We start from the raw sequence: 23,641 nt of genomic DNA on the forward strand, positions 1-23,641 counted from the left end.
CGTGGCGCAACGCATTCTGGTTCTCGGCGCCAGCGGCTATATCGGCCAGCACCTGGTCTTTGCGCTAAGTCAGCAAGGGCATCAGGTGCGGGCGGCGGCGCGACGCGTGGAACGTCTGGAAAAACAGCGCCTCGCCAACGTCAGTTGTCATAAGGTCGATCTGCACTGGCCGGAAAATTTACCCACGCTGCTTCGCGACGTTGATACCGTTTACTATCTGGTACACGGCATGGGCGAAGGCGGCGATTTTATCGCCCATGAACGTCAGGCGGCGCTCAACGTGCGCGACGCGCTGCGCCAGACGCCGGTTAAACAACTTATTTTCCTCAGTTCACTGCAGGCGCCGGCGCATGAGCAATCCGATCACCTGCGCGCCCGCCAGCTTACGGCTGACACGCTGCGCGACGCAGGCGTACCGGTGACGGAATTACGCGCCGGGATCATCGTCGGCGCAGGCTCCGCCGCCTTCGAAGTCATGCGCGACATGGTTTACAACCTGCCAATACTCACGCCGCCGCGCTGGGTGCGTTCGCGCACCACGCCCATCGCCCTGGAAAATTTACTCTACTACCTGGTCGGCTTACTGGAGCACCCTGCGCGCGAGCATCGTATTCTGGAAGCCGCCGGGCCGCAGGTATTAAGCTATCAGCAGCAGTTTGAACGTTTTATGGCCGTCAGCGGTAAACGGCGTCCGCTGATCCCGGTGCCTTTTCCGACCCGCTGGATTTCGGTCTGGTTTTTAAACGTTATTACCTCCGTGCCGCCGACTACCGCAAAAGCCTTAATCCAGGGGTTAAGGCACGATTTGCTGGCCGATGACGCCGCGTTAAAAAAGTTGATCCCCCAAACGCTTATCACCTTTGACGACGCCGTTCGCCGCACGCTGAAAGAAGAAGAAAAACTGGTGAACTCCAGCGACTGGGGCTACGACGCGCTGGCCTTCGCCCGCTGGCGTCCCGAATACGGCTATTTTCCAAAGCAGGCGGGCTTTACCGCGCAGACCCCGGCCAGCCTATCAGCGCTCTGGCAGGTCGTAAATCGGCTGGGTGGCAAAGAGGGCTATTTTTTCGGCAATATTTTGTGGCAGACGCGCGCCGCGATGGACCGTCTGGTGGGGCATAAACTGGCGAAAGGCCGCCCGTCGCATACTTTGCTCAAGCCTGGCGATACGGTAGATAGCTGGAAAGTGATCATTGTCGAGCCAGAAAAACAGCTCACGCTCTTGTTTGGCATGAAAGCGCCGGGTCTGGGGCGGCTTAGCTTCACGCTGCACGATAAAGGTCGCTACCGCGAAATTGACGTGCGCGCCTGGTGGCATCCACACGGAATGCCGGGCCTGATTTACTGGCTACTGATGATCCCGGCGCACCTGTTTATTTTCCGGGGAATGGCAAGGCGTATTGCCCGACTTGCAGAACAAATCACAGAAAAATGAGAAAAAGTTGCTGTATTCTTTCGTGTTTCCCATTGCATACCGACGTAATTCACGGAAGAATGCGCACGACGGTTTATTAAACACAGTGGATTGATATGAAGGTACTGGTTACCGGCGCCACCAGCGGCTTAGGTCGAAACGCGGTTGAATTTTTGCGCAATAAAGGCATCAGCGTCAGAGCGACGGGTCGCAATGAAGCGATGGGCAAGCTGCTTGAAAAAATGGGCGCGGAATTCGTCCATGCGGATTTAACCGAACTGGTCTCCTCGCAGGCTAAAGTGATGCTTGCCGGGATCGACACGTTGTGGCACTGCTCCAGCTTTACCTCGCCCTGGGGAACCCAACAGGCTTTCGATCTGGCGAATGTTCGCGCCACCCGCCGTCTGGGAGAATGGGCGGTCGCCTGGGGCGTGCGCAATTTTATTCATATCTCCTCTCCCTCGCTCTATTTTGATTACCACCATCACCGTGATATCAAAGAAGATTTCCGCCCGCATCGGTTTGCCAATGAGTTCGCCCGCAGTAAAGCCGCCGGCGAAGAGGTGATTAATCTGTTGGCGCAGGCCAATCCGCAAACACATTTTACGGTATTGCGTCCACAAAGCCTGTTTGGCCCGCACGATAAAGTATTTATCCCACGTCTGGCGCATATGATGCACCATTACGGTAGCGTCTTATTACCGCACGGGGGCAGCGCGCTGGTCGATATGACCTACTATGAAAATGCGATCCACGCCATGTGGCTGGCCAGCCAGCCGGGCTGCGATCATCTGCCTTCTGGCCGCGCTTATAACATCACTAACGGCGAAAACCGCACCTTACGCAGCATCGTACAAAAGTTAATTGATGAACTGACTATCGACTGCCGCATTCGCTCTGTGCCTTACCCGATGCTGGATATGATCGCCCGCAGTATGGAGCGCTTCGGCAAAAAATCCGCCAAAGAGCCCCCGCTAACGCATTACGGCGTGTCAAAACTGAATTTTGATTTTACGCTCGATACGACTCGCGCGCAGGACGAGCTGGGCTACCAGCCCATCGTCACGCTGGACGAAGGCATTGAGCGCACCGCCGCCTGGCTGCGCGATCACGGAAATTTACCGCGTTAATCCTGGCCGTACTTCTCCAGTAATGCTTCAGCAATCGCCTGCGTTTCGGCATCTGCGATACCGTTCCATTGCGCCGGACGGAAGTGCATCTGGAACGCCATAATCACCCGCTGCTGCTCGCGCGCCGTCATATCGGCTTTGACTTCATAGCCATAGCGCGAGAGTAACGCAAGCACCGTTGCGGTATCGACTGGCGTATACGGCGCGCGTCCAGCCAGATAAAACGCCACACGCTGGGCGTCAGGCCAGGCGCCAATCCCCTGCGCCGCAAGCTCGCGCCACGGGAAGCGCGGGCCGGGATCGTCTTTACGCTGCGGCGCGATATCCGCATGGGCCACCACATTCTGCGGTTTGATGTTATAGCGCGCGATAATGTCCTTCGCTAAAGGAATCAATGCCTGAATTTGCGCGGATTCAAACGGCGCGAAAGATTTCACCCCGCCGGACATTTGCCAGCCGCGATTTTCCAGCTCAATGCCAATAGACGTATCATTGAGACGCGTGGCGCCTCGCCAGAAACTGACGCCCGCATGCCAGGCCTGATCCTGTTCTGGCACCAGTTGCCAGATGCGCGGTTTACCGCCATATAATGGCGGGGTTGCGGGAATCAGGTAATGCGAACTGACGTTGCGGCCCGTTAACGTCGCCAGCGAAACGTCAAAGTTTTCCGCCGTATAGTGAATCACCAGGACTTTAATGCGCGGATAGGCCGCCTGCGCCCGATGTCGGGTATCAAGCTGATATCCCTCTTTATCAATAATTCCTTTTTCGCTCGCGCAGCCTGTTAACAGCAACGCAAGACCAACCAGCCACAGTAGCGCTCTCATCGGCGCGTTTTCACCGCCGTTCCGCTGACGCTGACCATCAGCATACTGCCATCCTTGCCGACAGTTTCGTAATCAATATCGATGCCTACCACCGCATCGGCGCCCAACGCTTTAGCCTGCTCGCCAAGTTCCTGAAAAGCGATTTCACGCGCTTTACGCAGCTCTTTCTCATACGCGCCGGAACGTCCGCCGACGATATCCCGAATGCCGGCGAAAAAATCGCGGAAAATATTGGCGCCTAAAATGGCTTCGCCCGTTACCACACCGCAATACTCCACGATGCTTTGCCCTTCCAGCGTTGGGGTTGTTGAAAACTGCATAGTGAATCTCCCGGGTTAGCTAAGCACACGATCTCAAACGCATTATCAAGCTGATACGCTATCATTGAAAGGATATAATTGATTATCGTAGATCGGTTTTTGCTCGATCGCCTATAAGGAAATCATCATGCGCTATTCTAAACTCTCTTTGCTCATCCCGTGCGCGCTTCTGCTTAGCGCCTGTACGACAGTCACTCCCGCCTACAAAGATAATGGCCCGCGTATCGGCGCGTGTGTGGAAGGCGGCCCGGACAGCGTGGCTCAACAATTTTACGACTACTGTATTCAACACCACAGCAATGATATCGCCGCGCTTCGCCCCTACTTGAGTGATAACCTGGCGAAATTGCTGACCGACGCCAGCCGCGATACGGAACACCGTCAGTTGATGAGCGGCGATCTGTTCTCCAGCCGCGCTACGCTGCCGGATAGCGCCAACGTCGCCAGCGCATCAACCATCTCGAACCGAGATGCGCGCAACATTCCTCTGCGGGTAGCGTTAAAACAGGGCGATCAAAGCTGGCAGGATGAAGTGCTTATGATTCACGAAGGCTCATGCTGGGTGATTGACGACGTTCGCTATCTGGGCGGAGATGTCCATGCCCCTGCCGGTACGCTGCGCCAGTCGATAGAAAACCGTTAACAGACAGTATTCCCCGCTTTTGCACTCATAACCCCGTAAATTGTCTGGCATTCTGCCCGGGATGCCGACAATTCTTCTTACCTACTATTCCTCCTGCTATTTTGTGCTATGTTTAGGGAAGAATGTGGGATATATTTAACTTTTAACGCATAAATATTGCATAACTATTCTGCGAAAGGTACTATCTGCGGCTTCAATAGCTATCAGACTGCCTGTATACGAGTGTCAATGAGTATTCAATTAAACGGCATTAATTGCTTTTACGGCGCGCATCAGGCGCTGTTCGATATCACGCTGGATTGCCCCGAAGGCGAAACGCTGGTGTTGCTTGGCCCAAGCGGGGCGGGTAAAAGTTCGCTGCTGCGTGTACTCAATCTGCTTGAGATGCCGCGCTCCGGCACTCTGACTATCGCCGGGAACCATTTTGACTTTACGAAAACGCCGTCCGATAAGGCGATTCGTGAGCTACGTCAAAATGTCGGAATGGTCTTTCAGCAATATAATCTTTGGCCGCATCTCACCGTTGTGCAGAATCTGATTGAAGCGCCCTGCCGCGTACTGGGTCTGACAAAAGATCAGGCGCTGGCGCGCGCAGAAAAGCTGCTGGAGCGTCTACGTCTGAAGCCCTATAGCGATCGTTATCCGTTGCACCTTTCCGGCGGTCAGCAGCAGCGCGTCGCGATTGCCCGCGCGCTGATGATGGAACCGCTGGTGCTGCTGTTTGATGAACCGACCGCCGCGCTGGACCCGGAAATTACCGCTCAAATCGTCAGTATTATTCATGAGCTGGCGGAAACGAACATTACTCAGGTGATCGTTACGCATGAAGTCGAAGTGGCGCGTAAGACCGCCAGTCGTGTGATTTATATGGAAAATGGTCACATCGTCGAGCACGGTGATGCGGGTTGCTTTGCCCACCCTCAGACCGAAGCGTTCAAAAACTATCTCTCTCACTAAGATTCGGGACAATGACAATGAAAAAAGTTCTGATTGCCGCGCTAATTGCAGGCTTTAGCCTTTCCGCTACAGCAGCCCAGACCATTCGTTTTGCGACCGAAGCGTCCTATCCGCCGTTCGAATCGATGGATGCTAATAACAAGATTGTCGGCTTTGACGTCGACCTGGCCAACGCGCTATGTAAAGAGATCGACGCCTCCTGTACCTTTACCAATCAGGCGTTCGACAGCCTGATCCCCAGCCTGAAATTCCGCCGCTTCGACGCTGTAATGGCGGGAATGGATATCACGCCGGAACGTGAAAAGCAGGTGCTGTTTACCACGCCATATTACGACAACTCCGCGCTGTTTGTGGGTCAGCAGGGCAAATACACCAGCGTTGATCAACTAAAAGGCAAGAAAGTCGGCGTACAGAACGGCACGACGCACCAGAAATTCATCATGGATAAGCATCCGGAAATCACCACCGTACCGTATGACAGCTATCAGAACGCGAAGCTGGATCTACAAAATGGTCGTATCGACGCTGTTTTCGGCGACACGGCGGTCGTGACCGAATGGCTGAAAGCCAATCCTAAGCTGGTGCCGGTCGGCGATAAAGTCACCGATAAAGATTATTTCGGCACCGGCCTGGGTATCGCGGTACGTCAGGGCAACACTGAGCTGCAGCAGAAATTCAATACTGCGCTGGAAAAAGTGAAGAAAGATGGGACTTACGAGACCATCTATAACAAATGGTTCCAGAAGTAATCTTTGATGAACGAATTTTTTCCTTTAGCAAGCGCCGCTGGGATGACCGTCGGCCTTGCCGTCTGCGCGCTGATCATTGGCCTCGCGTTAGCCATGTTCTTTGCCGTCTGGGAGTCCGTAAAATGGCGTCCGATTGCCTGGATAGGCTCCGCGCTGGTCACTATTTTGCGCGGCCTGCCGGAAATTCTGGTGGTGCTGTTTATCTATTTCGGCTCCTCGCAACTCCTGCTTACGCTGTCTGACGGGTTTACCCTCCATCTCGGCTTTACGCAGATCCCGGTGCAAATGGAGATTGAGAACTTTGACGTCAGTCCGTTCCTGTGCGGCGTGATTGCGTTGTCCCTGCTGTATGCGGCCTATGCGTCGCAGACGCTACGCGGCGCGCTGAAAGCCGTTCCGTCTGGTCAGTGGGAGTCGGGTCAGGCACTGGGATTATCAAAGACGGCGATTTTTTTCCGTCTGGTGATGCCGCAGATGTGGCGTCACGCCCTGCCAGGGCTGGGTAATCAGTGGCTGGTGTTGCTAAAAGATACGGCTCTGGTCAGCCTTATCAGCGTTAACGATCTGATGTTGCAGACCAAAAGTATTGCCACACGCACCCAGGAACCGTTTAACTGGTACATTATTGCGGCGGCTATTTACCTGGTCATTACGCTGATCAGTCAGTACATTCTCAAACGCATAGACCTGCGCGCGACACGTTTTGAGCGGAGGCCGGACTAATGCTTGAGTACTTACCTGAACTGCTAAAAGAGCTACACACCAGCCTGACGCTGACCGTGGCTTCTATTGCCGTCGCTTTGGTGCTGGCGTTAGTTTTTACCATCATCCTGACGCTAAAAACGCCGTTCGTGGTGTGGCTGGTGCGCGGCTATATCACGTTGTTTACCGGTACGCCGTTGTTGGTGCAAATTTTCCTGATCTACTACGGACCCGGTCAATTCCCGACACTGCAAGAGTATCCGCTACTCTGGCATCTACTGTCTGAACCGTGGCTGTGCGCACTGATCGCGTTGTCGCTAAACAGCGCCGCTTATACCACGCAGCTATTTTATGGCGCGATTCGCGCGATTCCGGAAGGTCAGTGGCAGTCCTGCGGCGCGCTGGGGATGAGTAAGAAAGATACGCTGGCGATTTTGTTGCCCTATGCGTTTAAACGCGCCCTCTCCTCCTATTCTAATGAGGTGGTACTGGTCTTCAAAAGTACCTCGCTGGCCTATACCATCACCTTGATGGAAGTCATGGGGTACAGTCAGTTGCTCTATGGTCGTACCTACGATGTGGTGGTATTTGGCGCGGCAGGCGTAATTTACCTGGTCGTCAACGGTCTATTGACGCTGATGATGCGGTTGATTGAGCGTAAAGCCCTGGCGTTTGAGCGGCGCAATTAACCAGGCAGGATAAGGCATTCTCGCCGCCGTTCGACAATGGTAAGATGGCGCTGCGCTTATCAAACCTACGATGCATAATATTGAATAAACCCGACGGACAAGTGGTTAACTTGTCCGTCTTTTTTTATCCATTTCAAAATATTTAATCATTTTTATTGCATACAAATTCAATTAATGGCATTGTAAATCTATGCCGCAGACACGGCGCATAATCATAAGATTACGGGAGTGACATCATGAAAAAGTTAGTTCTGGCTGCATTACTCGCCTCTTTCGCCACTGGCAGCATCGCCGCTGAAAAAATCAATTTCGGGGTTTCCGCCACCTATCCCCCGTTTGAATCCCTGGATGCGAGTAATAAAATTGTGGGCTTCGATATCGATCTGGCAACCGCATTATGCAAGCAAATGCAGGCAGAATGTACTTTTACCAATCATGCTTTCGATAGTCTTATCCCGGCGCTGAAATTCAGAAAATATGATGCCGTCATTTCTGGAATGGACATTACCCCGGAGCGCAGTAAGCAGGTCGCCTTTAGCAATCCCTATTATGCGAACTCCGCGCTGGTGATTGCCAAAAAAGACACCTATAAAACCTTTACCGATCTAAAAGGTAAGCGTATCGGTATGGAAAATGGCACCACGCATCAAAAATATCTCCAGGATAAACATCCGGAGGTCAAAACCGTGGCCTACGACAGCTACCAGAATGCGATTATCGACCTGAAAAATGGCCGTATTGACGGCGTCTTTGGCGATACCGCAGTGGTCAATGAGTGGCTGAAAACGAATCCGCAACTGGGTCCGGCAACAGAGAAAGTGACCGATCCGCAATACTTCGGTACCGGACTTGGCATCGCGGTGCGCCCGGACAATAAGGCGTTGCTGGAAAAACTGAATAATGCGCTGGCCGCCATTAAAGCGGACGGCACTTATCAGAAAATCAGCGATCAGTGGTTCCCGCAGTAAAATATATGTGATTAGCCCACCGTGTTGCGAAATGGCAGTATAAATACCTTATTCAGCCCACGGGCCGCCATCGGAAACTATCCTGGCCTGATAAGCGCAGCGCCATTGAGCATTCTACAGTTTGTCATCAGTCTCAAACGCCTGCATCAACAGGCGATTCGGACTAATACTTGCCGGGTGACGCTGACGCGTACCCGGCTTACAACATTGTTACGTTTTAGATAACATCCAGACCCAGACGGCGATACTGCTCCGCCGGAGCATCATTTTCTTTCATCAAACGGATAAGTAAGTTGATCATCCTTGCTTCGATGGCCTCATCATGAATAGGATGTTGCTGCTGCGGATCGTCTCTGAGATCAAACAAGAGATGACCAAAGCTATTCACACCTTTATATTTTTCCCTGGCCGGAATACGTAATACCTGAAGCCCTTTAGTAAAGTTAAACGGAGGTGCCAGAGATAATTTTCCCAGTTCATCCACGTCATAACGCGCATTCATCTTGATCGGCATTAACGTGTAGTTCGCAATGTCATGCTCACGCCCCGGCTGCGCGGCCCGCATATAAACATAGCGTCCGTCGGTAACATTAACATGTCCGCTAAACACGCCAAACAGCGCGCCTTCCCTGACGGGTTCATCACTGGCAATGACTTTCGCCAGCGGTTGGCCCTGCATATCTGCGGGAATAGGTTGCTGAAAATAATTCAGTAGCGTTGGTGCCCAGTCAATCATCTGCACCAGCGACTGCCGTCGCGCTCCGCATACCACGCTGCGCGGGTCCCAGATAAACAGCGGGTTATTCGCCACCTCGTTATAATAGGGCATTTGATTTTTAGCCCACCAACCGTGCTCCCCCAGCAAGAAGCCGTGATCGGTACCGACAATCAGCATCGTATCGCGCCAGAGATCGTGTTCATCCATCAGATCAAGGATACGTCCCAGATTGCGGTCGCACATGGAAACCAGGGCCCGATAACGACAGCGAATATGCGCTATCGCCTCCTCACTTTCACTGACTTTGCCGCGCGGCCAGTCATAATGCGGGCCTTGCCACTCATCGTCATAGAGCGATAAATATTCCTCGGTGGTATAAAACGGCTCATGCGGATCGAACGTCTCAACCTGCAATAACCAGTTATCTTCGGCATGATTTTTATGGATAAAATCGCACCCTGCGTCAAAAACTTTCGTCTGGGGAAAATCGGCTTCCTGCTGGATGTATTCGCGGTTCGCCCAGTCATGACGCCATAGCCCGGAAACGCCGCCTCCGGTTTGTTTTTGTGGAACGCGCAGTACTTCCGGAATGGGCGGCTCGCCAACGCTCGCCTTCCAGTGATCGCCCTCCTGACCGCGTACTACGTCCCAGGAGCTATAGCGGTTATGGTAGTTACCGCCGCCGTCTTCCCAGTAATGCAGATGATCGCTGATAAGATGGGTGTAGATCCCCGCTTTTTTCAATAATTCCGGCATGGAATCATCAAAGGGTTCCAGCGGGCCCCACTCACGATGCAGGAAATTATAGCGCCCGGTGTGCAGTTCCCGACGGGCTGGCATACAGGGCATACTGCCGACATAACTATTGTCAAAGGTGGCGGCATGTGCCGCCAGGCGTTGAAAGTTAGGCGCTTTCGTTAGCAAATCACCATAGGGCGGCAAATAGTTTTTATTCAGACTGTCAAACAGCAGAATAATCGCTTTCATGACTCACCCTCATTTGTTGAGCAGGTGCGGAAAATTTTTCTCTACCACATCGTAAATCTGTTTGCCTATTGATTCGCCATCCATGATATTTTCAATGGGAATGAGATATTGTCCGTGTTTAGGATCGAGGCTAACAACATCAAGCAATTTTTTCGAAATCGCATAAATATCTGCCCAGTCGGTAAATCCACCGACTTCTCCCGCTGCCGTATGCTCCATATCAAAAGAGAAGTCATATTTTGCTAACGCTTTTTTAACAACAGTCTGTAACATTACGCTACTGCCTACACCATAACCGCATACGAATAAAATATTTACAGAATCTTTCATAATAAAATCCTTTATATAAACCGAATCAATTAAATGGAATAAGGACCAAGATGGAACGTTGAAGCAATAAATTTCAGTAATTCACAAATTGCAGGCCACAGAGTCGCCCAGTCAAATATTCCCGTCCAGCCCACGCCTTCTTTTGCCAGCCCGGTTAAAGGAATGGCCCATACCGTACCGAAAGTCTGAATAATCCCTAACAGGAAAGTACAAATAATAACGGAACGATATCCCCCCATTCGGTTGGCTAATACGCCGATGGGACCGCCGGAAAAGAAGAGCGGAACAAAACCAGGTAATACCATAATAGGGCTATGGATGAGCAGCAGAATGCCCATGGAAAAAATCGTGCCGAAGGTACAAAAGACGAATCCCAGCGTGGCCGCGTTCGGCGAAAAAGGTAATAAAGCAGCAACATCCACAGCCGGTATGGCGTTAGGAATAAAGCGATCCTGCCATCCTTTAAACGAACCGTTAATTTCACCTACCATCATCCGCACGCCCTGCAGCAAGATGACCATATACATAGAGAATTGCAGGCCCAGATTGATAATATAGATATACCAGGGTTTGCCTTTCGCCATTAACTGTACGTTATCGATCCCTGTCGCCAATAGAAAACCGCCAACGAAGAGCGTCATCACAATGGCGATTGCCGTCACGTTGTGGTTAAAAATGGCTAACCAACCGGGAAGTTTCAGGTTTTCGGCGTCATGCTTTTGCGGATCGCCGAATTTATGCGCGAATTTCGAGAAAAACCACAGCCCCAGCATCTGGTTATGCGCGATGGTAAAACCGGCGTTATTGGTCACTTTGGCGATGGGTTTAACAATAAGCGTGGTTGAAAACGCCCAAAAAACCCCGGTCAATACCCCGGCAATCACAATGGATTGTACCCAACCGAACCCTAGCCAGAAGACGATTAACCACAGTACCGCCTGTGAATGAGAGACCCCGGTATTACCGGTAAGAAATATACCTTTCGCGCCGGTATAACGGCCAAATAAAACTAATATCAGGTTAGTAAAAAACGCCAGTACAAAAACGTATCCTACATAGCCGAAATTATCGCCCAGCGCTATTTGCGTCGCAGCTTTCATGGCGTATGAATCCATTAAGTATCCATGTACTCCATAAGCCTTGCTGACTGCTTCTGCAACCGGTTTAAAAGTGGCTGAAAATTGAAAGCCGCCAAATAACACCATCATTAAACCGACCATCGCGCTGATCATACCGGTGATAATTTTTATAGGCGTCTTTTTATCCAGCGCATAGCCAACACCGACTAATATCCCAATTAATATTGCCGGTTCAGTTAAAAACGTTTGAATAACATCTATAAATTTGGCAAACATCGTCTGAACGCCCTCCATAAGCGTGTCTATTCGTTGTCATAATTGACCCCTTTACTGACGTTACGTATTGCTTCGCTGATGCTATTGAAAGTTACCCGATAAACCACCTTGTCTAATTTTGCCTTACACGCACTGTAATAATCAAAATTAGTCATTAAAAGATTTAAAGTGATTATTTGTGATTTGATTTGCAAAAATAGGGTAATATATAACCATGATCGATCGGAGTTTTTCATCGATCGATCATGGTTATTATTATTTATGGATAATTAAACAGTTAGTATAGATATATTGTATGCCTGGCTTTTGCCGCTACTGCCTGCACAGCAATGTTAACACTTCATAATGCGCGGTATGGGGGAACATATCGAAAAGCTGAACACGTTGAATACGGTAGTTCGGCAGATGGCGAATATCCTGCGCCATCGTCTGCGCGTTACAGCTCGAATAAATGATAAAACGCGGCGCCATTTGTGCAAGGTAATCGCACAACGGCTTGCCAATGCCGCGGCGGGGAGGATTCACCAACACCAGATCGGGCGTTTCGCCTTGTGCGGTGGCGAATTGGGTGGAATCCAGCGCCTGGAAATGAAGGCGGGTTAATCCCAGCTCGGCAGCGGATTGCTTCGCGCAGGCAATCGCCTCCGGCGCGATCTCAATACCGGTTAATTGCATCTGCGGCGTCGCGCAGTGCAGGCCGAATCCGCCCACTCCGCAAAAAAGATCCCACATATGGCGTACCGGCAATTGCCCTACCCAGTCGCGCGCCGTCGCATATAATCGGCTGGCGACCGTAGGGTTGGTCTGAAAGAAACTTTGCGGACGAATCCACAGCGGCACATCGTTAAAACGTTCCGCCAGCGCCTGCTGATCCGTCAGGTAGATTTCCGTCTCCCCTTCCATAATCGCCATATGTACCGGCTGGATATTCGCGGTGATCACTCTGAGCTGCGGCAGTTGCGCGCGCAGCCACGGTAACGCCGCGCGCAGTTGCGTAAGTTTGGTTTCTGAACGCAACACGAAGCGTAGCATCATGCCGCCATCGAACTGACTTTCCGTCAGCAACAGGTATTTCAGTTCGCCGCGTTTTCGCGCCACGTTATAAGGCGTGAGTCCGGCACGGGCAATAAAAGGTTTTAGCGCGCTGAATACGGGGGCAAAGGAGGCGGGATACAGCGGGCAGCCGCAAAGATCGACCGGCGTACCGTCGCGATGCAGCATCCCGAAGAGCGGTTTTTCTACACTACCGCTCACGACCATTTTCGCTTTGTTGCGGAAATGCTGTTCCGGGCCTCCAGTCGGCGCGCACCACTGTTCAACAGGCAGCCCGGCGAGCAAACGATGTAAATCGGCTGTTTTTGCGGAAAGTTGTTCGTTAACCGACTGCGTAATCCATTGACAGGAACGGCAGCGACCCGCGTCATAGAGTGCGCACTGCATACCAAAAAACCTTCATATTATCCGGGGCGACGATTATACACATTATTGCAGCCGGAAGAACCGACGGCTGGGAGCGGGAATAAACAGCAGAAACAGAATTAAAAGATCGGGGAGTTTTTGCATGACCAGGGAATGCAGGATATCACGCTTCGATTCTCCCGCGATGCTAAACAACTCCGGATACCCGTAGCCTAACGACGCCGCCCACAGATATCCGCTCACAATAATTTGTGTCGCCAGGTACACCCAGCGCGCCCAGCTACGGCCTTTCACCAGCGAAAACGCACAATAAATTTCAACAAAGACCAGCACTAAGCTGGCCAGAAAGACCAGGGTTAAGCTCCACGTCTGCACACTGCGATGAATAAACTCGCCCATCCCGCGTATGCCGAGGGTATTCATAATCATCAGCACATCGAGACCGCGAATCAAAATAATCGCCATAGCCGCAACCTGCACCAGCGTAGGCACATTTAAACGGGCATGTGATGAGGTTGATTGCTTTATAAATCCCAATGAATGTCTTCCCTGAAAATGATGCCGCGACCCGCGCGGCAACGCATTGCCATAGTGGAAGATTTTAGTGGCTTCAGCCGCGTCTTGCACGCTGGATATCGCGAATCCGCTGTTTTTCCGCTCGCGCCATCAGGTACCAGGCAATAAATCCGACGATTCCTACCACGCCGAGGATTAACGTCGCCAGCGCGTTGATTTCCGGGTTCACGCCCATGCGCACGCTGGAGAAAACCAGCATCGGTAGCGTGGTGGCGCCGGGACCGGAAACGAAGCTGGCAATCACCAGATCGTCAAGGGAAAGCGTAAAGGCCAACAGCCAGCCCGAGATCACCGCTGGCATGATCATCGGTAATGTAATGACAAAAAAGACCTTTAACGGCGCCGCGCCAAGATCCATCGCCGCCTCTTCAATCGAACGATCCAGCTCGCGTAATCGCGAAGCGATCACCACTGCCACGTAGGCGGTACAGAACGTGACGTGCGCCAACCAGATGGTCAGCATCCCGCGATCGGAGGGCCAGCCGATAGCATGACCGAGCGCGACAAACAGCAGCAGCAGCGACAGCCCGGTAATCACATCCGGCATCACCAGCGGCGCGGTGATCATAAACGCAAAGCCGTTTGCGCCGCGAAATCGTCCAAATCGCACCATCACCACCGCGGCGATAGTACCGAGCACCACCGCCATCGTCGCCGCGCAGGCGGCAATTGTCAGGCTTAGTCCTACTGCGCTCATCATGGCGGTATCCCGAAAGAGCTCGCCATACCAGCGCGTCGACCATCCCGCCCACACCGTCACCAGCTTCGAACTGTTAAACGAGTAAATCACCAACATTAACATTGGCGCATAGAGAAAAGTAAACCCCAGCACCAGAATCAGAATGCGCCAGGGCGAGCGAACGACCGGTAAGTTATTCATCCATGCTCCCCCACACTTTTTTGCTGATGTTTATGGAACCACATGATCGGTACTATCAGCAGCAGCAACATAATAATGGCGACCGCAGAAGCCACCGGCCAGTCGCGGTTATTGAAAAACTCCTGCCACAGGACGCGACCAATCATGATACTGTCCGGCCCGCCAAGCAGTTCCGGGATCACAAACTCGCCCACCGCCGGGATAAAAACCAGCATCGAGCCGGCGATGATTCCGCCTTTGGTGAGCGGGACAATGATGCTAAAAAATGTTTTCAGCGGTCGGGCGCCGAGATCCAGCGACGCTTCCACCAGCGAATAATCAATACGCGTTAATGCGGTATAAATGGGCAGAACCATAAACGGCAGATACGCATAAACAATGCCGATATAGACGGCCAGGTTAGTGTGCAGGATCGTCAGCGGCTGATCGATAACCCCTAGCCACAGCAACACATTGTTCAGCACACCGTTGTTTTTCAAAATGCCCATCCAGGCATAGACGCGTATTAAAAAAGACGTCCACGGGGGCAGGATCACCAACAGCAGCAGGATATTGCGCGTGGAGGGCTTGCTGTGCGCCACCGCCCACGCCAGCGGGTAGCCCAGCAGCAGGCAGCAGATTGTGGAAATACCGGCAATTTGTAACGATTGCAGATAGGCTTCGAAATAAAGCGGATCGTCGGTCAGTTGCAAAAAATTACCGAGATTGAGCGTAATCGACAACTGACCGTCAGCCCATTCCAGCAGATCGGTATACGGCGGGATCGCCCGCGCCATTTCCGCCAGGCTTATCTTAAAGACGATAAGAAACGGCAATAAAAACAGCAGAATGAGCCAGATATAAGGCAAAGCAATAACCAGCTTACGCCCATGTTTCATTTGCATTCGCGCCAACCATAGCGCCGCGCCGCCAGGTTTACTGATGCGTGCCGGAGGTTCAAGTGTGCTCATGTTTCCCCCTTATACCGTCAGGACCACGCAGCTATCCGCTTCCCAGCACAAACGCACTTCATCGCCCCAGGTCGGTAACCCTTTCCGGTAACGGTGCGCATTCTGCAGTTGAGCGCTGATCATCTGCCCGCTTTTTAGCCGCACATGATAAATAGACAGATCGCCGAGATACGCAATATGCGCCACTTCGCCGACGGCGAAATTATAGCCATCGGCGGGCAGCGACTCACACAGCATGATTTTTTCCGGACGTAGCGCCACATATACCGGCACATTATCAACGACAGAGGCATCCGCATCGACTTTTAACGGATGTACCAAACCGGGCGCGTCAATGACCAGACCGTCCTCTTCACGCGCTTTCAGTAAGCCCTCAAAAACATTTACCGATCCGATAAATTCGGCGCTATAGCGGGTCGTCGGATGCTCGTAAATCTCCTCCGGTTCGCCAATTTGCACAAATTTTCCACGGTTCATGATGGCAATGCGCCCCGCCATCGTCATGGCTTCTTCCTGATCGTGCGTCACCATGACGCAGGTCACGCCGACGCGCTCAAGGATATCAACTACTTCAAGCTGCATCCGGTCGCGTAATTTTTTATCCAGCGCGCCCATCGGTTCATCCAACAAGAGCAGCTTAGGACGTTTCGCCAGGCTGCGCGCCAGGGCCACGCGCTGACGCTGACCGCCGGAAAGCTGATGCGGCTTACGTTTCGCAAACTCCTGCATGTGCACCAGACCCAGCATCTCATTGACGCGGCTAGTAATCTCCGCCTTCGGCAGTTTGTCCTGCTTCAGACCAAAAGCGATGTTCTGCTCTACCGTCATATGCGGAAACAACGCATAGGACTGAAACATCATATTAATCGGACGCTGATACGGCGGAACATGCGCCAGATCGACGCCGTCGAGCATAATTTGCCCGCTGCTCGGCGGTTCAAAACCTGCCAGCATCCGTAGCAGAGTCGATTTTCCACAACCTGACGCGCCCAGCAGGGCAAAAATCTCGCCTTTATAGATAGTCAGACTGATATCATCGACAGCATGTTGCCCGTCGAATGACTTCGTCAGGTTGCGAATTTCCAGAAGCGGCGTCAGCGCTTTACGGGCTTTCACCTGCGGGCGGTTGGGGACATCATTCACAAGGCGCTCTCCGGCATAACACAATCAAACGATACAAACGGTGGAATGCCCGATAGCGCACGCTTATCAGGCCATACTGTTAATAAATTACTTACCGCTTTTCACCTTCGTCCATGCGCGGGTGCGGACGCGATCAATCTTCGGCTCCTGCACTTTCAGGGTAAACAACTTGGCCCGCACATCCGCCGGCGGATAAATTCCCGGGTTATCGCGCACCTGCTGGCTGACCAGCGCCGTCGCCTCTTTATTCGCATTGGCGTAGAAAACGTGATCGGAAATATGGGCAATCACATCAGGGCGCAGCAGATAATTAAGGAACTGGTAGGCCTCGTCTTTATTTTTGGCGTCAGCCGGCATGGCAAACACATCAAAAAACGCCATTGCCCCCTCTTTGGGGATCGAGAAAGAGATATTGACGCCATTTTTCGCCTCTTTCGCTCGGTTAGCGGCCTGCCAGACATCGCCCGCCCAGCCGATGGCCACACAGGTATCGCCATTAGCCAGATCGTTAATGTATTGCGAGGAGTGGAAATAGCGAATGTTTGGCCGTAGCTTCAACAACAGATCGGTTGCCGGGCCGGTGTAGTCATCCGCTTTGCTGCTATTCGGATCTTTACCCAGATAGTTCAGCACGGTGGCAAAAATTTCTTCAGGCGCATCAAGGAAAGAGACACCGCAGCTTTTTAGCTTCTCCAGATTTTCCGGCTTGAGGACTAAATCCCAGCTATTCACTGGCGCATCATCCCCCAGCACCGCTTTCACTTTATCAACGTTATAGCCAATGCCCGTCGTGGCCCACATATAGGGCATGGCGTATTTGTTGTCAGGATCGTGCTTCGCTACCAGTTTCAGCAGTTCAGGATCGAGGTTTTTCCAGCCGGGAAGTTTGCTTTTATCCAGCGGCTGAAAAACGCCCGCGGTGAGCTGGCGCTCAAGAAAACTGGCCGATGGCACCACCAGATCGAACCCGGTGCTGCCTGCCATTAACTTGCCTTCCAGCACTTCGTTAGAGTCAAAGACATCATAGATAACGTTAATCCCGGTCTCTTTTTCAAAGTTCGCCACCGTGTCCGGCGCGATATAATCTGACCAGTTATAAATGTGCAGCGTTTTTTGTTCGGCAGCGAGCGTGCCGACAGAGACGACCATCAGAGCACCCGCAACCAGACCCGATAGCCATTTTTTCTTTAAGGCGGTCATCATCGCTTTCCTTCTGAAATCCGTTAACAAATGAACCCATTAGGCGTGGTTTAAAACATGCCTGAAATGTGCATACCTTTTCATTTGATACAAATGAAGAAGAGAGGTCGCCCTCTCTGCCATCAAGCTCGCTATAGAAGCTTCGCAAGAATAACTTTAGCTAAGGTTTGAGGCTATAGCCCAGATTAAAAAACGCCTTTTATCAATTTTTTATGCAGGTTTTGTCTATGTGATAAAGCGAAATGGTCAGAAAGGAGGTAAATAATTCTTTAAATAAAGGTTAACAGCAGCATAAAAAAACGTAAACAGCAGCCGCGCTGGCAGCGACTGCCTGATTATCGGGAGGGATCAGTGAAGAAAATGGTCAACCACGCTGGTTTTTTGCGCGTCTTCTTCCGCGTTAAACAGAAGCTGATGCGCCCCGGCCTCAAGGATCACCATAGAAATCTGCTCTTCACTTTGGCGAACAAACCATTCGAACTGTTCGTAGGTGACGCCTTGCATAACGGATAAAGACTGGCACACAACCAGTTTTGGCAGATTATCATCCTGCATATCGAGAAAGGCTTTTACCGTCAACGAACTGGCGTTGATAGCAGAGAGATCGGCCGCCAGCGGCAGCAACGCGGAAGGCCTGACCTCCGCCATCGCGGAAAAAAGAACGGTGTTGTCCACCAAATCGATTTTAGCATCGTAGACGCCGTCAAAATTCTGCATATGCGGCAAATACAGCGCCTGGCAGGTATCACATTCGAAGAAATTCATGCACAGGTCGTCGAGCCATTGACGCAACGTATCCAGAGTGGGAACGACCAGTGATATCATAATAATGTGCTACCTCTTACGATGACGATGAAAAAATTACCGGCACAGCTTACGCAAAAAGCGTGCTTCGTACTACGGCGGAATCCACGATTGCGATTAGCCGCCGATTTTAAGGCAAAATTCAGGCGTAGCGTGACGTTCTATCCACTGAATCATTCGCCCCGCGATATCCACGCCCGTAGTCTTTTCGATACCTTCCAGACCCGGCGAGGCATTCACCTCCATCACCAGCGGCCCGCGCGCGGCGCGTAAAATATCGACGCCCGCCACATCCAGCCCCAGCGTCTGTGCGGCTTTGATGGCGATATCCCGTTCACGGGGCGTGATCGTCGCGATGCTGGCCACCCCGCCACGATGAAGATTGGAGCGAAAATCACCGGCTTTCGCGCACCGCTCAATCGCCGCCACAACCTCATTGCCGACGACCAGACAACGGATATCGCATCCTTTAGCTTCGGCAATGTATTCCTGAACCAGGATATGGGCATTCAGCCCCCGAAACGCATCAATAACACTTTCAGCAGCCTGACGCGTCTCCGCCAATACCACGCCGATCCCTTGCGTGCCTTCTACCAGCTTCACGACCAGCGGCGCCCCGCCAACCATCTTAATAAGATCGCTGGTATCATCCGGCGAATGGGCGATCCCGGTAATGGGAAGATCGATCCCCTGGCGCGCCAGAAGTTGTAGCGATCGCAGCTTATCGCGCGCACGGGTAATGGCGACGGATTCATTCAGCGGATAGCTACCCAATAGCTCAAACTGACGTAGCGCAGCGGTACCATAAAAGGTAATGGCCGAACCAATACGGGGAATAACGGCGTCAAAATGGGGCAGACGACGCCCCTTGTAATGGATCGACGACGCTGCCGGATTAATATTCATATAGCAGGAAAGAGGATCGAGTATCTCGACCAGATGGCCGCGCCGCATCGCCGCTTCGCGCAGACGTTTGCAAGAATAGAGCGTTCCATCCCTGGACAATATGGCAATTTTCACCCTGCACCTCGCTGAAAACCCTGAAAAGCCCGCGTATCATACACTGGCCCGCAGGTTTTAGCGCGTCGCCCAGCCCTGTTTATGCAAATATTCAAGGATAAATGGGCGATTTTCTTTAATCAGGGTGCGGCGGATATGATCGCTCCAGGTATCGCGTCGCGTATTACTGCCGCGGGTCAGATAATACTCAGCCAACTGCTCGTCATAGCGCGCCAGCAGCTTTTCATCAAGCGGTTGATACTGGTTCTCATGAACCACAAGCTCGGCAGGCAGGCGCGGTTTCAAATCCGGATTATCCGCAGGCCATCCCAAACACAGGCCAAAGAGCGGCAATACATGCTTCGGCAATTTTAATAGTTCTGTAACATATTCAATATTGTTACGGATGCCGCCGATATATACGCCGCCTAACCCCAGTGATTCCGCCGCCGTCAGCGCATTTTGCCCCATCATCGCCGTATCGACGACACCGAGCAGCAGTTGTTCGGCAAGCCCCAACTGCGCGTCAGGGCAGATCTGCAAATGACGATTAAAATCGGCGCAAAATACCCAGAACTCAGCGGCCTGCGCCACATGCTTTTGCCCGCCCGTCAGGGGCACTAACGCCTCGCGCAGCGCCCGATCGGTAATACGGATAATAGAGCTGCACTGTAAAAAACTGGAACTGGACGTGCTGCGCGCGGCGGCAATAATGGCCTCTCGCTGCGCGTCAGTCACGGGTTCATCGGTGAAATGGCGAATAGAACGATGGCCACAAAGAAGTTCAATGGTCGGACTCATTATGCTTTTCTCTATCTGAACGGGAAGAAATGTCGGGTGGACGTTTCATCAACTGCGGCGCCAGTAACTGCGCAATACGCCACATCATCGCCACCGCGGCGGGGAGGATCAACACGACGCCCAGGAAAACCATCAATACGCCAGCCAGCGACGTATTGAACGGCGCGGGCAGCGTAAGGTAATGATTAAGCGATAGCAGAGCAAGCGCCAGCAAAATCATACCGAGGCATTCCAGTATCAGTATGCTTTTGGGTATGGGTAACACGCCAATCGTGCGCATATCAAGCCTCCCGGTTAACTGACGCACAGTGTAGAACGTTCTGGTCCGGCGTGCTTAACAGATATAGCCCTGGGTTATCAAAGGAACAGGCGTAACCTGCTTTTCATCTGCCGTAAATCGCGGCATGATAACACCTGTTCGCCGTCTGGCTTTATGTTCGAGGAGAGATATGTTTACTGTTATTTTTGGCCGCCCAGGGTGCCCTTATTGCGTGCGTGCAAAAGAGTTGGCGGAAAAACTGAGCAAAGAACGCGACGATTTTAACTACCGCTATATTGATATCCATGCTGAAGGCATTACTAAAGCGGATTTGGAAAAAACCGTAGGTAAACCTGTAGAAACCGTACCGCAGATTTTTGTCGATCAAAAACATATCGGCGGCTGTACGGATTTTGAAGCATGGGCAAAAGAAAATCTGAATCTTTTCGCCTGATTGCTCTGGCAACGCCCTCTACCGGAGGGCGCTATCGGCGTTTTTTTCGCCGGTGGCTAAACAGGCTGCTAATAAACAAATAACAGAGCGCGCCTAACGCACACCAGAATACGGCGCTAAATAACCACGCCAGTTCTTGCCAAAACGATCGGGTAGGCATAAATACCACGCGCATTAACACCAGGCAAAACGGCGCCGCCAGCATCGCCCCGATCAGCGGTCGGATCACCTCGCGTCGGTGAGAACAAAAACTGGCCACCGCACCAGGCAACGTAAAAAATAACAGTCCAATCTCAGGATGCCCTGCCGCGCGAAAAGCGCCTTGTACATGCATAGTTAATGAAAGACACACCACAATAAAGAGTACAAAGCAGCAGACAACGCTTGCCCACCCGTGTTTATGTTTCAATCGTTCCTCCTGACACTCTCTATCGAACACGCTTTCCGCCGTGAGGCATCCAGTCAGATAAAGTCATGTGGCATTCCATGCCAAAAACACACCTGCACGATTCTTATAGCCGTTAGTACGCAATAAGATTAAACTAGCAGGATATATTGTTGTGTTGTTTTTATTTGGATGCTGTATGCAATACGATTGCACCCTTAATTCATGATAAAAACAGTAGCGTAAATTACCATTTCTTTCAACAGCTTACTCGTAAACAAGAAGTTAGTCTCCGTGAATATAAACGTCGCAGATTTGTTAAATGGGAATTACATCCTGTTATTATTTGTGGTCCTGGCTCTTGGCCTGTGTCTTGGCAAGTTACGTCTGGGTTCAGTCCAACTTGGTAATTCCATTGGCGTTTTAGTGGTCTCTCTATTATTAGGGCAGCAACACTTCAGTATTAACACCGACGCGCTAAATCTGGGATTTATGCTGTTTATTTTTTGTGTCGGCGTCGAGGCTGGCCCCAACTTTTTTTCGATTTTTTTTCGCGACGGTAAAAACTATCTGATGCTTGCCCTGGTCATGGTCGGTAGCGCTCTGCTAATCGCCTTAGGCCTTGGTAAGCTATTCGGCTGGGATATCGGCCTGACGGCCGGTATGCTGGCCGGCTCAATGACATCCACGCCCGTGCTGGTTGGCGCAGGCGATACCCTGCGACATTCCGGCATCGCCAGCACCCAACTCTCCTCCGCTCTTGATAATCTGAGCCTGGGCTATGCCCTGACCTATCTGATTGGCTTGGTCAGTCTGATCGTGGGCGCGCGCTACTTGCCTAAACTACAGCATCAGGATTTGCAAACCAGCGCCCAGCAAATTGCTCGCGAGCGCGGTCTGGATACCGATGCTAATCGCAAAGTTTATTTGCCGGTTATCCGCGCCTATCGGGTTGGTCCGGAGCTGGTGGCCTGGACTGACGGTAAAAACCTGCGCGAGCTGGGTATTTACCGCCAGACAGGCTGCTATATCGAACGTATTCGCCGTAACGGTATTCTGGCGAACCCGGATGGCGATGCGGTGCTGCAAATGGGCGATGAGATTGCGCTGGTCGGCTATCCGGACGCGCACGCCAGGCTCGATCCCAGCTTCCGTAATGGTAAGGAAGTGTTTGATCGCGATCTGCTTGATATGCGCATCGTGACGGAAGAAATTGTGGTGAAAAACCACAATGCGGTCGGTCGCCGCCTCGCTCAGCTCAAGCTGACCGATCATGGCTGCTTCCTTAACCGCGTCATCCGCAGCCAGATCGAAATGCCTATCGACGATAACGTTGTGCTGAATAAAGGCGACGTGTTACAGGTGAGCGGCGACGCCAGACGCGTAAAAACCATTGCCGATCGCATTGGTTTTATTTCGATTCATAGTCAGGTGACGGACCTGCTCGCCTTCTGCGCTTTTTTTATCATCGGGTTAATGATCGGGATGATTACCTTCCAGTTCAGCAATTTTAGTTTCGGCATCGGCAACGCGGCCGGATTGCTGTTCGCCGGGATCATGCTCGGTTTCCTGCGCGCTAACCATCCTACCTTTGGTTATATTCCGCAGGGCGCGCTTAATATGGTGAAAGAATTCGGCTTGATGGTGTTTATGGCAGGCGTTGGTTTAAGCGCCGGCAGCGGTATCAGCAACGGTCTGGGCGCGGTCGGCGGACAAATGCTGATCGCCGGGCTTGTCGTCAGCCTGGTACCGGTGGTGATCTGCTTCTTGTTTGGCGCTTATGTGCTGCGCATGAACCGGGCGCTGCTGTTCGGCGCCATGATGGGCGCGCGTACCTGCGCCCCGGCGATGGAAATCATTAGCGATACGGCGCGCAGTAATATTCCAGCGCTGGGTTATGCGGGGACTTACGCCATCGCCAACGTTCTACTAACGCTGGCGGGGACGCTTATTGTCATCATCTGGCCGGGGTTAGGATAAAA

General features: G+C 52.0%; 26 protein-coding genes. 10 read left to right on the forward strand and 16 right to left on the reverse strand.

The window, feature by feature from the left end; all coding sequences use genetic code 11:
• Position 1: 1 nt before the first annotated feature.
• Complete coding sequence (locus tag J4685_RS09495) at positions 2-1,435, forward strand: SDR family oxidoreductase (RefSeq protein ID WP_000079020.1); 1,434 nt, start codon at positions 2-4, stop codon at positions 1,433-1,435.
• 95 nt (positions 1,436-1,530) lie between these two features.
• A complete protein-coding gene (locus tag J4685_RS09500) occupies positions 1,531-2,544 on the forward strand; it encodes an NAD-dependent epimerase/dehydratase family protein (RefSeq protein WP_000866901.1) in 1,014 nt (337 codons plus the stop codon).
• Here J4685_RS09500 and J4685_RS09505 read toward each other — a convergent pair.
• Both J4685_RS09505 and J4685_RS09510 read right to left on the reverse strand, forming a co-directional pair.
• A complete protein-coding gene (locus J4685_RS09505) occupies positions 2,541-3,371 on the reverse strand; it encodes an N-acetylmuramoyl-L-alanine amidase (protein ID WP_001202292.1) in 831 nt (276 codons plus the stop codon). The two genes, J4685_RS09500 and J4685_RS09505, sit on opposite strands and share 4 nt — an antisense overlap.
• A complete protein-coding gene (locus tag J4685_RS09510; RefSeq protein ID WP_001160725.1) occupies positions 3,368-3,691 on the reverse strand; it encodes a heavy metal-binding domain-containing protein in 324 nt (107 codons plus the stop codon). The genes J4685_RS09505 and J4685_RS09510 overlap by 4 nt, the downstream gene beginning before the upstream one ends.
• Before the next feature lie 127 nt (positions 3,692-3,818).
• Between J4685_RS09510 and J4685_RS09515 the strand changes: the two genes are divergently transcribed.
• From J4685_RS09515 to artJ, 6 genes are all read left to right on the forward strand, one after another.
• Positions 3,819-4,334, forward strand: coding sequence for a lipoprotein (locus J4685_RS09515; RefSeq protein WP_001270720.1), 516 nt, complete (start codon positions 3,819-3,821; stop codon positions 4,332-4,334).
• Positions 4,335-4,562: 228 nt separating this feature from the next.
• On the forward strand, positions 4,563-5,291 hold the full coding sequence (artP, locus tag J4685_RS09520; RefSeq protein WP_000027184.1) for an arginine ABC transporter ATP-binding protein ArtP: 729 nt from the start codon (positions 4,563-4,565) through the stop codon (positions 5,289-5,291).
• Positions 5,292-5,308: 17 nt separating this feature from the next.
• On the forward strand, positions 5,309-6,040 hold the full coding sequence (artI, locus tag J4685_RS09525) for an arginine ABC transporter substrate-binding protein ArtI (protein ID WP_000756587.1): 732 nt from the start codon (positions 5,309-5,311) through the stop codon (positions 6,038-6,040).
• 6 nt (positions 6,041-6,046) lie between these two features.
• Positions 6,047-6,763, forward strand: a complete 717-nt coding sequence (artQ, locus tag J4685_RS09530; RefSeq protein WP_001001677.1) for an arginine ABC transporter permease ArtQ — start codon at positions 6,047-6,049, stop codon at positions 6,761-6,763.
• A complete protein-coding gene (gene artM, locus J4685_RS09535) occupies positions 6,763-7,431 on the forward strand; it encodes an arginine ABC transporter permease ArtM (protein ID WP_000895390.1) in 669 nt (222 codons plus the stop codon). Before artQ ends, artM begins: the two co-directional genes overlap by 1 nt.
• Before the next feature lie 236 nt (positions 7,432-7,667).
• The gene (gene artJ, locus J4685_RS09540; protein WP_000737538.1) at positions 7,668-8,399 is read left to right on the forward strand and encodes an arginine ABC transporter substrate-binding protein ArtJ; all 732 of its coding nucleotides are present in this window, start codon (positions 7,668-7,670) and stop codon (positions 8,397-8,399) included.
• 217 nt (positions 8,400-8,616) lie between these two features.
• Here artJ and J4685_RS09545 read toward each other — a convergent pair whose 3' ends face one another.
• The 13 genes from J4685_RS09545 to J4685_RS09605 all read right to left on the reverse strand — a co-directional run bounded on the left by J4685_RS09545 (position 8,617) and on the right by J4685_RS09605 (position 20,841).
• Positions 8,617-10,104, reverse strand: a complete 1,488-nt coding sequence (locus J4685_RS09545; protein WP_000644024.1) for a sulfatase — start codon at positions 10,102-10,104, stop codon at positions 8,617-8,619.
• A 9-nt stretch (positions 10,105-10,113) separates the two neighbouring features.
• Positions 10,114-10,434, reverse strand: a complete 321-nt coding sequence (locus tag J4685_RS09550) for a PTS sugar transporter subunit IIB (RefSeq protein WP_000655399.1) — start codon at positions 10,432-10,434, stop codon at positions 10,114-10,116.
• Between the two features lie 29 nt (positions 10,435-10,463).
• Entirely contained in the window at positions 10,464-11,807 is a 1,344-nt protein-coding gene (locus tag J4685_RS09555; RefSeq protein ID WP_000399319.1) for a PTS sugar transporter subunit IIC, read from the reverse strand.
• A 294-nt stretch (positions 11,808-12,101) separates the two neighbouring features.
• Positions 12,102-13,229, reverse strand: a complete 1,128-nt coding sequence (gene rlmC / locus J4685_RS09560; RefSeq protein ID WP_001149793.1) for a 23S rRNA (uracil(747)-C(5))-methyltransferase RlmC — start codon at positions 13,227-13,229, stop codon at positions 12,102-12,104.
• A 42-nt stretch (positions 13,230-13,271) separates the two neighbouring features.
• Positions 13,272-13,745, reverse strand: coding sequence for a YbjO family protein (locus J4685_RS09565; RefSeq protein WP_000505788.1), 474 nt, complete (start codon positions 13,743-13,745; stop codon positions 13,272-13,274).
• 73 nt (positions 13,746-13,818) lie between these two features.
• The gene (gene potI, locus J4685_RS09570) at positions 13,819-14,664 is read right to left on the reverse strand and encodes a putrescine ABC transporter permease PotI (RefSeq protein ID WP_001061629.1); all 846 of its coding nucleotides are present in this window, start codon (positions 14,662-14,664) and stop codon (positions 13,819-13,821) included.
• Positions 14,661-15,614, reverse strand: coding sequence for a putrescine ABC transporter permease PotH (gene potH, locus J4685_RS09575; protein WP_000105451.1), 954 nt, complete (start codon positions 15,612-15,614; stop codon positions 14,661-14,663). The genes potI and potH overlap by 4 nt, the downstream gene beginning before the upstream one ends.
• A 9-nt stretch (positions 15,615-15,623) precedes the next feature.
• Complete coding sequence (potG, locus tag J4685_RS09580; RefSeq protein WP_001000704.1) at positions 15,624-16,757, reverse strand: putrescine ABC transporter ATP-binding subunit PotG; 1,134 nt, start codon at positions 16,755-16,757, stop codon at positions 15,624-15,626.
• Between the two features lie 87 nt (positions 16,758-16,844).
• Positions 16,845-17,957 (reverse strand): spermidine/putrescine ABC transporter substrate-binding protein PotF, encoded by a 1,113-nt coding sequence (potF, locus tag J4685_RS09585; protein WP_000125769.1) that lies wholly within the window; start codon positions 17,955-17,957, stop codon positions 16,845-16,847.
• 348 nt (positions 17,958-18,305) lie between these two features.
• Positions 18,306-18,782, reverse strand: coding sequence for a YbjN domain-containing protein (locus J4685_RS09590; protein ID WP_000624807.1), 477 nt, complete (start codon positions 18,780-18,782; stop codon positions 18,306-18,308).
• Positions 18,783-18,878: 96 nt separating this feature from the next.
• Complete coding sequence (gene rimK, locus J4685_RS09595) at positions 18,879-19,781, reverse strand: 30S ribosomal protein S6--L-glutamate ligase (protein ID WP_000684361.1); 903 nt, start codon at positions 19,779-19,781, stop codon at positions 18,879-18,881.
• A gap of 57 nt (positions 19,782-19,838) precedes the next feature.
• Complete coding sequence (gene nfsA, locus J4685_RS09600) at positions 19,839-20,561, reverse strand: nitroreductase NfsA (RefSeq protein ID WP_000075305.1); 723 nt, start codon at positions 20,559-20,561, stop codon at positions 19,839-19,841.
• Entirely contained in the window at positions 20,545-20,841 is a 297-nt protein-coding gene (locus J4685_RS09605) for a YbjC family protein (RefSeq protein WP_001259127.1), read from the reverse strand. The genes nfsA and J4685_RS09605 overlap by 17 nt, the downstream gene beginning before the upstream one ends.
• Positions 20,842-21,010: 169 nt before the next feature.
• On the opposite strand from J4685_RS09605, the gene J4685_RS09610 reads away from it, so the two are divergent.
• Positions 21,011-21,274, forward strand: coding sequence for a GrxA family glutaredoxin (locus J4685_RS09610; RefSeq protein ID WP_000495513.1), 264 nt, complete (start codon positions 21,011-21,013; stop codon positions 21,272-21,274).
• A gap of 31 nt (positions 21,275-21,305) precedes the next feature.
• On the opposite strand, the gene J4685_RS09615 is transcribed toward J4685_RS09610, so the two are convergent.
• A complete protein-coding gene (locus tag J4685_RS09615; RefSeq protein WP_000680850.1) occupies positions 21,306-21,683 on the reverse strand; it encodes an inner membrane protein YbjM in 378 nt (125 codons plus the stop codon).
• Between the two features lie 270 nt (positions 21,684-21,953).
• Between J4685_RS09615 and J4685_RS09620 the strand changes: the two genes are divergently transcribed.
• Positions 21,954-23,639: an aspartate:alanine antiporter gene (locus J4685_RS09620; protein ID WP_001024853.1), complete on the forward strand. Its 1,686-nt coding sequence runs from the start codon at positions 21,954-21,956 to the stop codon at positions 23,637-23,639.
• The last annotated feature ends 2 nt before the right edge of the window (positions 23,640-23,641 follow it).

The sequence above is a fragment of the Salmonella sp. 32100201201700099SM genome (genome assembly GCF_017572645.1).
In the GTDB taxonomy this organism is placed as follows: Bacteria; Pseudomonadota; Gammaproteobacteria; order Enterobacterales; family Enterobacteriaceae; genus Salmonella; species Salmonella enterica.